The following is a 12,751-nucleotide window of genomic DNA, read 5'->3' as shown; positions in this document are numbered from 1 at the left end:
CTTACAACGTCTAATTCAAGAGGAGGCGAGCCGTTCGTGAAGCGGATGGTTCTACTCGTCGATAGTATTGTCGAGCGCGTGTTGCCGAGAATTCGGCGCAGGCCAGCGGTCGCTTATCCGATCGCGGTGGCGATTTTCGTCGCCGCCGCTCTGTTGCGTGTCTTACTGTCGAATTGGCTGCCGATAAGTCTGCCGTTTTTGACTTTTTTTATCGCTGTCCTGCTGGCGACGTTGATCGCAGGAAGCGGACCGGGTCTGCTTGTTGTTGCAGCTTCACTGGCCTTTGCATGGCGGTTCTACTTTTTCGATTCACATCAGTATTCTCAGTTCGAGACGGCACTCGCTCTTTCGGCCTTTGCTTTGATGGCGGGGTTGATCGTAGCGGTCGTGCATCTGCTCAATAGGAAGGTCGAAAGTCTTCTTTATGAGCGCGACCGCAACGAGGGGCTTCTGCAGGACAGCGCGCTTGGCGAGCTGCATCTGGAGCAGCTGAATGTCGAACTACGTCACCGGTTGAAAAATACGTTCGCTGTCATCGCCGGCCTCGTCAGCCAGTCGGCGCGGTACAGTTCGGATGTTCAGAGCTTCGCCAAGTCGCTATCGGGCCGGCTTGCGGCGATGGGTACGGCGATGGATCTCGTCGCGACGCGGAGCTTTCTTGGCGCTTCATTGAACGAATTGATCGTCGATACGCTGAAGCCGCTCGTTCCGCCCGGTGCGGCCCGGATGTCTATCCAGGGCGCGGATGGCATTGTCCCGGGCGAGGTCGCGAATGCGCTGGCACTTACGCTGCACGAGCTTGGGACGAATGCGATCAAATATGGTGCGTGGTCGGGCGACAAGGGGCACGTTCGCGTGTCCTGGACGTTCGACAAGCTGAATGACGATGACGCGCAATTCGAGCTTGTCTGGGAAGAAAGCGGCGGTCCGGCCGTATCTCAACCCGAACGTCGCGGGCTCGGTTCGCTGCTGATCGACAGCGGGTTTCCGAGCGCTAAAGTCGAGCGAGAATTTTCGCCTGATGGTGTCGTTTGCAGGATGAAGGCCGTCGTCAAGCAGACGACGACAGGACGGACACGCGGGCGACGTGCGGTGCCTTCCAAGTCGTGATCAGGCCCGGCGCTGCAGCGTCTCCGCTTGCGGCGTCGTTGACTCGGCACTCTCCAATTGCGCGTGTGGAGGCGGCGCCCAGGCATCATCCCAACGGCGTGACAGGTTCATCGCGGAATTGATCAACCCAGCCATCGAGTAGGTTTGCGGGACATTGCCCCATAGCTGACCCGTCGTAGGATGCAAATCCTCGCTCAGCATTCCGAACGCATTGCGATGGCTGAGAAGCTCGCCGAACAGATCGCGGGCATCCTCTGTCCGGCCGATCGACGAGAGCGCATCGATGTACCAGAACTGGCAGGCTAGGAACGCAGACTCCGGCAGGCCGAAGTCGTCTTCCGCCGCATAACGCAGCATCAGTCCATTGCGCATCAGCTCGCGGCCGATCGTTTCGCAGGTCTTGACGAAGCGCGGATCGTTCGGTGCAACGAGCCCTAGTTCGGCAAGAAGAAGGACGCTCGCATCGAGTTCATTGTTGTCGAACGCACCGGTGAACGCGCCGCGCTTTTCGCTCCAGGCGCGGGTTAGGATTTCGGAGCGAATTTTATCGGCCGATTGTTTCCAATAGACTGCGCGTTCGTGCAGTCCGAGGAGTCCGGCAATTCTGGCCAGGCGATCGCAGGCGACCCAGCACATCGTCGCCGAATGCGTGTGAATGCGTTCGCGTCCGCGATATTCCCAAATTCCTGCGTCGGGCTGGAGATAGAGACGCCGCGCCTGTTGGCCGAGATGTTCAAGCTCGCGGAAGAGGCTTGCGTCGCCCATGCGCGGCAGACGCTGATCGATGAACATCTGCGCCGCGCCGAGAATGACACTGCCGTAAGCATCATGCTGCAGCTGTTTCGACGCGAGATTTCCGACGCGGACAGGCCCCATGCCGAGAAAGCCTTGCAATCCTGGCGCGACGCGTTCCTCGATCGTGTCGTTATGGACAATGCCATACAGCGGCTTCAGTGGGCTTTCGGCGTCGGCGATGATGGTGGTGATATAGCCGAGGTAGTTCTCCATCGATTGCGTCGCGCCTAAGCGGTTCAGCGCACGGATCACGAAATACGCGTCGCGCAGCCAGCAGAAGCGGTAATCCCACGTGCGCGGCGTATTTGGTGCTTCGGGGATCGACGTCGTAAGCGCCGCGGTGATCGCGCCGGTTTCCTCGAACGTGCAGAGCTTCAGTGAGATTGCGGCGCGGATGACGTCGGGCTGCCATTCATAGGCGATGGCGAGGCCGCGGACCCATTGCACCCAGTAGTCGCGCGTCTGGTCAAGAAATTCTCGCGATATTGCGTCGACTGAGCTTTCAATCGGCTCGTCGCTGCCGAGAACGAGCGTGATGGGATGTGTCAGCGCAAACGGCGTCTCATGCACGATGTAGGATACGGCGAGGTCGGTGGTGACGCGTATCGCAGTCGATCCCGGGCTGCTGTAGCGAACGTGATTGGAGCCTTGTGAAGCCGATGCTGCGGACTCGCCGTAGCCAAACGTCGGGCGAATGCGGCAGACGATGCGCGGGAGGCCGTTCAAAGGCTCGATGCGGCGGACGAGTTGCGTCGGATGGAACGAGCGACCGAAACGGACAAAGCGCGGCGCGAAATCCGTGATCTTGACGCGCGCTCCGTTGCTCGCAACGAGTATGGTTTCGAGAATGCAGGTGTTGCGAACGTAGCTCGACGTCGCCGAGATTTGGCCTTCGAGCTGGATATCGCAGAAGCCCTTCTCCTCGTTGCCCGAGAGAAGCCGGCAGAATATCGGATCTCCGTCCAGCCGTGGAAAGCACCACCAGACGATGCGCCCGCCGGGTTCAATGAGTGCTGCGATGCGACCGTTGCCGATGGCCGCCACGTCGAGCGATGATCGGTATGTTGATGCGGATTTTAAAGTCATCCTATCCCCCCGGGGGAAGCAAATCTCTGCTTGTCGAATCTAACGCGTGAGACGGGTCATTCGTTGCGATATTCAGTACAGAGAGCGATGTTGATCGCCGTCCTTTTGCACTGATTGCGTTTGCGTCATGCTACCTGATTTGCATCGTCGCGCGTGTGCTCGACACGTTCGGCGGACTGACGCTGAAGCTTCGCGACGAGATCCTTCACATCGGCCAGACTGTAGGGCTTTGTCAGATGCGGATAGTTACGCAGAGGCGGCGGCATGAAAATCAGGTCGTTGTAGCCCGTTGTGAAGGCAAACGGCACATTGCGGCGATCCAGAATTTCGGCAACCGGCGCGCTATTGTCGGCGCCCAGGTTAATATCGATCAGCGCGATGTCGAACTCGGACTCGGCGGCCGTGCGCAGAGCTTCGGAGAGCTGCGCGATCGGCCCAATGACGGTGTGGCCATCTTCCTCAAGATCGAGTTTCAATTGCATCGCGATCAACGCTTCGTCCTCGATCAGAAGGATTTTGCAGCCCAAAGCGGCGGGCTGTGTAACCGTGGTGGCTGGAACCGCACGCGATTTGATCGAGACATGCCGCTGACTTACCATTTGCGTGCGCGCCGAGAGATCGCCCTCGAAGCTGAACTCGAATCCCTCGGTAGATAAATCCATGTTCGCTTGTCCGCCGCATTCGGACGAGGCGCTGCGAATGACGGTCAGGCCAAAGCCCTTTCTGATCGGCTTGGCGCAGGGCGGGCCGCCACGTTCTTTCCATGCGAACTTGATCTTTTCTCCGTCGGGCGTCGCAACGCGCGACCAGTCGACGGAAACCTTCCCTCCAGATGTCGAGAGTGCGCCGTGCTTCACGGCGTTGGTCGCAAGCTCATGCAGGACGAGCGCCATCGATTGCGCGAACTTCGATGTCAGGCGCACGCGCTCGCCCTCGATCACGATGTCATTGTCGGTCCGCGATCTGAAGGGCTCCAGGGCGCCGGCAACCAGCTTGTGCAGATCGACGCCGGTCCAGCTGCTCTGGCGCAGGAGGTCGTGGGCCGCTGACATTGCGTGAATGCGGCCATCTAGAGCCGATGCGAAGGTATCGATCGACGTCGCGTTCGAACTCGAGAGACGGGCGATCGCGGCGACGTTAGCAAGGATGTTTTTCACGCGGTGATCAAGCTCGGCCATCAGCAACTGCTGGTGACTGTCGGCGGATTTGCGTTCGGTGATGTCGAGCAGAGTTCCGATAACGCGCGGCGCACCAGTGCCAGCGGTCTGGAATGCTCGGGCGCGCGTGAGAACCCAGGTATCGCCGCGCGCGCTGATAACGCGGAATTCCAGCTCGGCGGTCGTCTCGGCAAAGTTCGCCGCCCGGAAATAGCTGCGCACGGCTTCGCGATCATCGGAATGCACGAGATCGATGAAATCATCGAAACGCTGGTGTTCCGGCACCGACACGTGAAGAACATCCGCGATATTTTGCGACCACTGCAAATCCTGCTCGGCCTGGTCGTATTCGAACGTGCCGAGGCGCGCCGCTTCGCTGGCGAGACGCAGCCGCTCCTCGCTCTGCTGGAGCATCGCGTGAGATTGTACGAGCTGCTCGGTGCGCTGCTTCACGCGCTCTTCGAGATCGGCATTGAGGATGTCGAGTTGCCGGCTCTTGCGATGCAATTCGACAAAGATTTGCACCTTGGCCTTGAGAATCTCAGGCACGACCGGAACCGGCACGTAATCGACGGCGCCGGTGCGATAGCCTTTCAAAAGATCGTCGGTTTCGAGCCGAACGGCGGAAATGAAGATGACCGCGGTCTTTTCGTGACGCGGATGGTTGCGGATCATTTCCGCAAGCTCGAAACCGTCAAGGTCGGGCATGCAGACGTCCATCAGAATGACGGCGATGTCGGTTTTGAGCAGCACCGTCAGAGCTTCTTCGGATGTCGTCGCCTTGATGAGATTTGCGTTCACGCCATCCAGGATGGCCTCGTAAGCGAGGAGCTTGCCCGGCTGATCATCGACAAGCAGGATGTTGACTGTTTCATCAAGAATTGTTGAAGCCACGCTCGTCCCCCGTTCACCGATGTAGCCACATGCGCAACGCCGACAACAGTTGCTCCGTATCAACAGGCTTTGCGAGATAGTCGGAGGCGCCGGCTTCAAGGCATTTTTCGCGATCGCCTTTCATCGCCTTCGCTGTCAATGCGATAATGGGCAACCGCTGATGCTTGTCGCTGCCGCGAATGCGCTGCATCGTCTGATAGCCGTCCATCTCCGGCATCATGATATCCATCAGCACGATAGATACATCCGTCGAATTCAGCGTTTCTATGGCCTCGCGCCCCGTCGTCGCCGTCAGAACGTCCATTCCGCGCCGTTCCAGCAGGCTGCTCAGCGCAAAAATATTCCGCGCGTCGTCGTCGACCAGCAGAACCTTGCGGCCTACGAGATAATCGTCGGTTCCATGCAGGCGCGACAGCAATTCGCGCTTCTCTGCCGGAAGTTCGGCGATCACGCGGTGCAAAAACAGGGCCGTTTCATCGAGGAGGCGTTCGGGAGATTCTACGCCTTTGACGACGACGGTGCGGGCCAGCTGTCGGATCTTGTAATCTTCCTCACTCGATAATTCACGGCCCGTGAACACCACAACGGGAATGTCGCGCATGGCGGGAGAACCGCACATCTGCTCGAGGATTTCGAAGCCTGACATGTCGGGGAGCTTCAGATCGAGAACGACGCAATCGATCGGGTTTTCCTTGAGCTGCTTCAGGGCATCGGCGCCGTCGGCGGCGGAGAATATTTCGACATCGTCGTTTTTCAGGAGTTCCGCGATACTCATGCGCTCGGCGGAATCATCATCGACGATGAGAAGGCGTTTGCGAGGTGTTTTAGCAAACTCGGCGATGCGTCTCAGCGCGGATTTCAACGCGTCGGCCTCAAGCGGCTTTGTCAGGTATGAGAACGCGCCGCGCGCGAGGCCGTGGTGGCGATCGTCGTCCAGCGTTACGACCTGCACCGGAATATGGCGCGTCAGCGGATTGTGTTTCAACTGACTGAGAACCGACCAGCCGAGGACGTCGGGCAAATGGATATCGAGTGAAATCGCGGTCGGATTGTAGTCTGTCGCAATAGACAGTGCGTCGACGCCGCGGTAGCAGACGATGGCTTTGAATCCGGTTTCGCGTGCGGCGTCGATGAGAATTTTAGCATAGCGCGGATCATCTTCGACGATCAGCAGAACCTGATCTCCTGCAACGATCTCGTCGCGATCGTCTTGAATCCGCTCAGGCAGCGACGGCTGGACTGGAGCACGCGTCGCGGAAATCTGCTCCGGCTTCGCCCGTGTTTCGAGGGAGGGCGCGGCATAGCGCAATGGGATGTAAAGCGTGAATGTGCTGCCCTTTCCGGGTTCGCTGCGAAGCTGAATCTCACCTCCAAGCAGGTGCGCCAGTTCGCGGCTGATCGCGAGGCCGAGGCCGGTGCCGCCGTACTTACGGCTCGTGCTCGCGTCGGCCTGCTGAAACGCTTCGAAGATGATCTTCTGCTTGTCTAGGGGGATGCCGATGCCCGAGTCGTCGACTTCGAATGCGACGACCGTCTGGGCCTCCGCGAGCGTTGGATGATCCGGCCCCCATTTGATCGCCGCTGGTCTGACGGACAAGCGCACGTAGCCTTCACGTGTGAACTTGAAGGCGTTCGACAGCAGGTTTTTCAGCACTTGTTGCAGACGCTTGGAGTCGGTGAAGAGCGTTCGCCCGAGATCGGCATCGAAGCTCATCTCGAATGCGAGATCGCGGCGCTCGGCCTCGTGCCGGAAGGGACGCGCGATTGCTTCGAGGACGGCATTGAAGCTGACATCTTCGGCGTTGACTGAAACGGTGCCGGACTCGATCTTCGAGAGATCGAGGATGTCGCTGATCAGGTTGAGAAGGTCCGTTCCTGCGCCGTGAATGGTGCGCGCGAACTCGACCTGGCGCTCTGAAAGATTGCGGTCGGGGTTGTCGCTCAGCTGCTGGCCGAGGATCAGGATGCTGTTCAGAGGCGTCCGAAGCTCATGCGACATGTTCGCGAGGAATTCGGATTTATAACGCGACGTCAGTGCAAGCTCGGCGGCCTTTTCTTCGACGGCGCGACGTGCCTGATCGATTTCCTCGTTCTTGCGCTCGACTTCGACGTTGCGTTCGGCAAGCTGCTGCGCTTTTTGCGCCAGCTCTTCGTTGGTTTTCTGTAGCGCCTTCTGTTGTTCCTGAAGCTCGCCGGCGAGTTCTTGCGATTGCGTCAGCAGCTCCTCGGTCTGCATCGTGGCCTCGATACTGTTCAAGACGATGCCGATGCCCATCGTGAGTTGTTCGAGGAACGTCAGATGAGCAGGCTCGAAATCGTGCAGGGAGCTTAGCGAAATGACGGCCTTGATCCGGTCTTCGAACGTGATCGGTAGAACGATGACGCTGCGCGGGATGGCTTTGAAAACTACGGTATCGATCGGAACCGACGTTTCCGGAATTTTGCTCAGCAACCGGCGTTGTTTCTCGAGCGCGCATTGTCCGATAAGGCCCGATCCGAATTCCAGGCGTTCCGGATATCCGGCGCCCATGTCGTCGGCAAAACGTGCAAGCAGCTTCAGCTGGTTTTCCGTCGTCGCATCGAACTGATAGATGACGCCCTGGTGCGCATTGACCAGCGGCACAAGCTCGGAGAGCAGTTTTTTGCCGACCGTTACGAGATCGCGCTGGCCCTGCAACATGCTGGTGAAACGTGCGAGGTTCGTTTTCAGCCAGTCTTCTTCCGTATTGCGCTCCGTTGTCAGGCGGAGGTTGCCGATCATCGTATTGATGTAGTCCTTGAGTTCGGCGACCTCGCCGCGCGCTTCGACCTGAATCGAGCGCGTCAGGTCGCCTTTCGTCACGGCCGTGGTGACCTCGGCGATGGCGCGCACCTGATTGGTGAGGTTGTCGGCGAGCAGGTTGACGTTGCCTGTCAGGTCTTTCCAAGTACCGGCGGCGCCGGGCACGTTGGCCTGTCCGCCGAGGCGGCCCTCGACACCAACCTCGCGCGCCACGGTCGTCACCTGATCCGCGAAAATCGCGAGCGTTTCGGTCATCGCGTTGATTGTGTCGGCGAGCGCTGCAACTTCGCCTTTCGATTTGACAGTGAGCTTGGGTTTGAGATCACCCTCGGCGACCGCGGTCACGACCTTGACGATGCCGCGAACCTGTTCGGTCAAATTGGCGGCCATCACGTTGACGGTATCGGTCAAATCCTTCCACGTGCCGCCCGCGCCCGGCACGGTCGCTTGACCGCCGAGCTTGCCTTCGGTTCCGACCTCGCGGGCGACGCGGGTCACTTCGGACGCAAATCCGTTCAGCTGATCGACCATCGTGTTGATGGTGTTTTTCAGCTCGAGAATTTCGCCTTTGACGTCGACGGTGATTTTGCGCGAGAGGTCGCCGCGTGCGACGGCGGTCGTGACTTCCGCGATGTTGCGGACCTGCGTCGTGAGGTTTGCAGCGAGCAGGTTGACGTTATCCGTCAGGTCTTTCCATGTTCCGCCGACGCCGGGCACGACAGCCTGTCCGCCGAGGCGGCCTTCGGTGCCGACTTCGCGGGCGACGCGTGTAACTTCCGCTGCAAACGAGCGCAGCTGCTCGACCATCGTGTTCAGCGTTTCTTTCAATTGCAGAATCTCGCCGCGCACGTCGACGGTGATCTTTTTCGAAAGGTCACCGGATGCGATGGCGGTTGCAACTTCGGCGATGTTACGCACCTGCGCGGTCAGATTGCCGGCCATGAAGTTGACGTTGTCGGTCAGGTCTTTCCACGTGCCGGCGACACCGGAGACCTGCGCTTGTCCGCCGAGACGGCCTTCGGTGCCGACCTCGCGGGCGACGCGCGTCACCTCAGATGCGAATCCGTTCAGCTGATCGACCATCGTGTTGATGGTGTTTTTCAGCTCGAGAATTTCGCCTTTGACGTCGACCGTGATCTTGCGCGAGAGATCCCCGCGCGCGACAGCCGTCGTCACCTCGGCGATATTGCGGACCTGCGCCGTCAGGTTCGACGCCATCGAGTTGACGTTGTCGGTCAGGTCTTTCCATGTTCCGGCGACGCCCGGCACCTGCGCCTGGCCGCCGAGCTTGCCGTCGGTTCCGACTTCGCGCGCGACGCGCGTCACTTCACCGGCGAATGCGTTCAGCTGGTCGACCATCGTATTGATGGTTTCTTTCAGTTCAAGCACCTCGCCGCGCACGTCGACGTCGATTTTCTTTGAAAGGTCGCCGGATGCAATTGCGGTCGACACCTCGGCAATGTTGCGGACCTGTGTCGTCAAGTTCGACGCCATCGAGTTGACGCTGTCGGTCAGATCTTTCCATGTTCCGGCGACGCCGCGCACGTCGGCCTGACCGCCGAGCTTGCCCTCGGTGCCGACTTCGCGCGCGACGCGGGTCACTTCGGAGGCAAAGCCGTTCAGCTGATCGACCATCGTGTTGATGGTTTCTTTGAGCTGAAGAATTTCGCCGGAGACGTTGACGGTAATCTTTTTCGACAGGTCGCCGCGCGCGATGGCGGTTGCGACGTCGGCGATGTTGCGAACCTGTCCGGTCAGGTTGCCGGCCATCGAGTTGACGTTATCGGTCAAATCCTTCCACGTACCGGCGACGCCTGGCACGGTCGCCTGGCCTCCGAGACGGCCTTCGGTTCCGACCTCGCGCGCAACGCGCGTCACTTCGGATGCAAATCCGTTCAGCTGGTCGACCATCGTGTTGATGGTGTTTTTCAGCTCGAGAATTTCGCCTTTGACGTCGACGGTGATCTTGCGTGAGAGGTCGCCGCGCGCGACGGCGGTCGTGACTTCGGCGATGTTTCGAACCTGCGTCGTAAGATTTGCGGCGAGCAGGTTGACGTTATCCGTCAGGTCTTTCCATGTCCCGCCGACGCCGGGCACGACGGCCTGTCCTCCAAGGCGGCCTTCGGTGCCGACTTCGCGCGCGACGCGTGTCACCTCGGCTGCGAAGGAGCGCAGCTGTTCGACCATCGTGTTGATGGCTTCTTTGAGCTGCAAGATTTCGCCGCGCACGTCGACGGTGATCTTTTTGGAGAGGTCGCCATTTGCGACGGCGATCGTGACTTCGGCGATGTTGCGGACCTGAGCCGTCAGGTTCGACGCCATCGAGTTCACGCTGTCCGTCAAATCCTTCCAGACGCCGGTCACCTCGCGGATTTGTGCCTGGCCGCCGAGCTTGCCGTCCGTGCCGACTTCGCGCGCGACGCGCGTAACTTCGGACGTGAATATCGAGAGCTGCTTGATCATCGTGTTGACGATCGTTGCAGAGCGGAGGAATTCGCCTTTCAAGGGACGGCCGTCGACATCGAGCCGCATCGGTTGCAGTAGATCGCCCTGTGCGACGGCGGCAATCGTCCGGGTGACTTCGGCTGTCGGACGCAAGAGGTCATCAATCAACGAATTGACCGAGTCCTCCATTTCGCCCCAAGCGCCATGGGCCAGGCCGAGCTTGACGCGCTGGTCGGTCAATCCTTCTTTGCCAACCACCTGTCCGACGCGATCGAGCTGGCCGGCCATGCGCTGGTTGGTCGCTACGATATCGTTGAAGACGTCTGCGATTTTTCCGGGCAGGCCGTCCCAGTCGGCGCGGAGCCGCACGCTGAAGTCCCCGCCGCGCACGGCCTGCAAGGCGTGGAGCAATTCGACGAGCACCGCATTCGTTCCGCCTACGATGTGCTCGGCTCCGACCGTGCCGACCTGTTCCGACATCCTTATTTTCCCCTCAGAACCTCAGCCTAAACGTGTCCCAACGCGCAACGGACGGCTTTGGTTCCGCGCGATTTCAGAAACGCTCAATCATGGTATATGTGCGTGACGGTCGGCGCATAGACCGCTCAGAAGGCGGCGATAGCTGGGCCAGATCGATTTTGTGATAAGTACGTCTCGCGGCTTGTTCAGCCTCCGGAACTCTTGGCCGGTGTTGTCGTGCTCTCGCTGCCGTGCTGTTCCGCGACGTCGCCGCCGGTCGTTTGCCCCGATGTCTCGTCGACCAACCGGCTTCGCGCGCGATTGACCCGGCTTTTCATCGTGCCGACGGCGCAACCGCACACGCGTGCAGCGTCTTCGTACGAAAAACCTTCGGCGGTTATCAGTAGCAGAGCTTCGCGATGATCGGGCGACAATCGCATCAGGGCGCGCCGCATATCTTCAAATTCGAGCTGTGTGAGCTGCGTCGGTGGAACGCTGGCGTTAAGTGCGGCGTGATCCTGATCCAACTCTTCACGCTGGGATTTTCTATAGTGCGTAAAGTACGTATTGCGTAAAATTGTGAACAACCAAGCCTTGAGATTGGAGTCCGGGACGAACGACTCTTTGTGCGCCCAGGCTTTGAGCAGCGTTTCCTGGACAAGGTCGTTCGAAAGTTGCCCGTCGCCACAGAGCGAGTGCGCGAATGCCCGTAGATTGGGCATTGCCGCAATCAGAGCGTCTCCAAATCTTGGAGATTCCGTCACTCCGATTCCTCCTTGGCTTCGAGCTGGCGGATCAGGTTGAGCAGTTCGTCCGGAACTGGTTCGCGCACCATCGAGGCGTACATGGAGCGCATGCGTTCGCCGATCAGCTGCGTGGCAACGCCCGGTAGGCGCGTCACGGCATCCCGGTTCTCGGGCTCGGCGGGAGGTTCTGGCTCATAAACGTGATCTGTTTTTCGCATCCGCGTGTCTGGCGCATTGGTGTGTTGTTGCATCATCAGAGACCTGGCATCGTTGAATTTTATTGGCCTCGCTGCAGACAAAGTTTGTTCCCATATTCCGAGGCGCTGCAGATTGGCGAACTCCAGCCTTCAGAATTCGTTCCCCGCTGGAACTAACGAAAGCCACGGGAGTTTAGGTACCGGTGCAGCTTGGCTGCAGGGTCCGCCGGTTGATGTGGCTCCCTGCAATGTCGGCTCGGGAGGTGCAGTGCCATGTCGATTGCCCAGACAATTCGTCCTCATTTGCCGTATCTGCGGCGGTTCGCGCGGTCGCTGACGGGTGCGCAGGAAACAGGCGACGCTTACGTGGCGACGTTGTTGGAAAGTCTCGTTTCAACACCGTCGGATTTTCCGACTGAGGTGCCACCGCGCGTCGCGCTCTATCATCTGTTTTTGAGAGTATGGAATTCAGTTCGCCTTGCCACACCAAATGCGGATGACGTTCAAGCGACCGTCGCCGTCGCGCAGCGGCGGATCAACTCGATCAGCTCGTTGCCCCGGCAGGCGTTTCTTCTCGTTGCGGTGGAAGGTTTCACGGCTGCGGAAGCCGCTACAATCCTGGAAGTCGGAGAAAAAGACATCGAGAGTTTGCTCGACGTTGCCGGCCAGGAAATTGCGCATCAGGTCGCGACGAATGTCCTGATCATCGAGGACGAGCTTTTGATCGCTATGGATCTCGAGACGATCGTCACGAGCCTCGGTCATTCGGTGCAGGATGTTGCGACAACGAAATCGGAAGCGCTCGCAGCCGTCAAACGTCAGAAGCCGGGCCTTATTCTTGCTGACGTCAAACTCGCGGACGGCAGCAGCGGTCTCGACGCGGTGAAGGAAATCGTGGCCGAAGGGGATGTTCCCATCATCTTCATTACCGCTTACCCGGAAAAAGTTTTGACCGGCGCGCGGCCCGAACCGACGTTTCTGATCTCGAAGCCATTCCAGCGGGAAACCGTGATGGCGATCATTAGTCAGGCGCTTTTTTTCGATACGAAGGCGCATCTGCGTCCCGCAGCGGCGTAATCT

General features: G+C 59.4%; 7 protein-coding genes. 2 read left to right on the top strand and 5 right to left on the bottom strand.

Annotation, left to right across the window (positions count from 1 at the left end; all coding sequences use genetic code 11):
- Positions 1 to 45 precede the first annotated feature (45 nt).
- Positions 46 to 1,110: an HWE histidine kinase domain-containing protein gene (locus HYPGJ_RS07385; protein WP_200185701.1), complete on the top strand. Its 1,065-nt coding sequence runs from the start codon at positions 46 to 48 to the stop codon at positions 1,108 to 1,110.
- Here the strand turns inward: HYPGJ_RS07385 and HYPGJ_RS07380 are convergent, their stop codons facing one another.
- The 5 genes from HYPGJ_RS07380 to HYPGJ_RS07360 form a co-directional block, all read right to left on the bottom strand.
- Positions 1,111 to 2,991, bottom strand: coding sequence for a glycoside hydrolase family 15 protein (locus HYPGJ_RS07380; RefSeq protein ID WP_046846524.1), 1,881 nt, complete (start codon positions 2,989 to 2,991; stop codon positions 1,111 to 1,113). It abuts the gene before it with no gap.
- Positions 2,992 to 3,116: 125 nt separating this feature from the next.
- Complete coding sequence (locus HYPGJ_RS07375; RefSeq protein ID WP_046846523.1) at positions 3,117 to 5,042, bottom strand: response regulator; 1,926 nt, start codon at positions 5,040 to 5,042, stop codon at positions 3,117 to 3,119.
- A gap of 13 nt (positions 5,043 to 5,055) precedes the next feature.
- Entirely contained in the window at positions 5,056 to 10,749 is a 5,694-nt protein-coding gene (locus HYPGJ_RS07370) for a HAMP domain-containing protein (RefSeq protein WP_046846522.1), read from the bottom strand.
- 185 nt (positions 10,750 to 10,934) lie between these two features.
- Positions 10,935 to 11,492 (bottom strand): sigma-70 family RNA polymerase sigma factor, encoded by a 558-nt coding sequence (locus HYPGJ_RS07365; RefSeq protein WP_046846521.1) that lies wholly within the window; start codon positions 11,490 to 11,492, stop codon positions 10,935 to 10,937.
- Complete coding sequence (locus tag HYPGJ_RS07360) at positions 11,489 to 11,692, bottom strand: NepR family anti-sigma factor (protein ID WP_052750841.1); 204 nt, start codon at positions 11,690 to 11,692, stop codon at positions 11,489 to 11,491. Before HYPGJ_RS07360 ends, HYPGJ_RS07365 begins: the two co-directional genes overlap by 4 nt.
- A gap of 252 nt (positions 11,693 to 11,944) precedes the next feature.
- Here HYPGJ_RS07360 and HYPGJ_RS07355 point away from each other — a divergent pair, with 252 nt between their 5' ends.
- Entirely contained in the window at positions 11,945 to 12,748 is an 804-nt protein-coding gene (locus tag HYPGJ_RS07355) for a response regulator (protein ID WP_046846520.1), read from the top strand.
- Positions 12,749 to 12,751: the final 3 nt, after the last annotated feature.

This window comes from Hyphomicrobium sp. GJ21, assembly GCF_001006785.1.
Lineage (GTDB): Bacteria > Pseudomonadota > Alphaproteobacteria > Rhizobiales > Hyphomicrobiaceae > Hyphomicrobium_B.
Note: the sequence above shows the minus strand (reverse complement) of the source record. Positions and strands in the feature narration are given on the sequence as shown.

Excerpts from the sequence above, each read along its gene's own strand:
- HYPGJ_RS07385 (WP_200185701.1), top strand. The coding sequence starts at position 46 with ATGGTTCTACTCGTCGATAGTATTGTCGAGCGCGTGTTGCCGAGAATT.
- HYPGJ_RS07380 (WP_046846524.1), bottom strand. The coding sequence starts at position 2,991 with ATGACTTTAAAATCCGCATCAACATACCGATCATCGCTCGACGTGGCG.
- HYPGJ_RS07370 (WP_046846522.1), bottom strand. The coding sequence starts at position 10,749 with ATGTCGGAACAGGTCGGCACGGTCGGAGCCGAGCACATCGTAGGCGGA.
- HYPGJ_RS07360 (WP_052750841.1), bottom strand. The coding sequence starts at position 11,692 with ATGCGAAAAACAGATCACGTTTATGAGCCAGAACCTCCCGCCGAGCCC.
- HYPGJ_RS07355 (WP_046846520.1), top strand. The coding sequence starts at position 11,945 with ATGTCGATTGCCCAGACAATTCGTCCTCATTTGCCGTATCTGCGGCGG.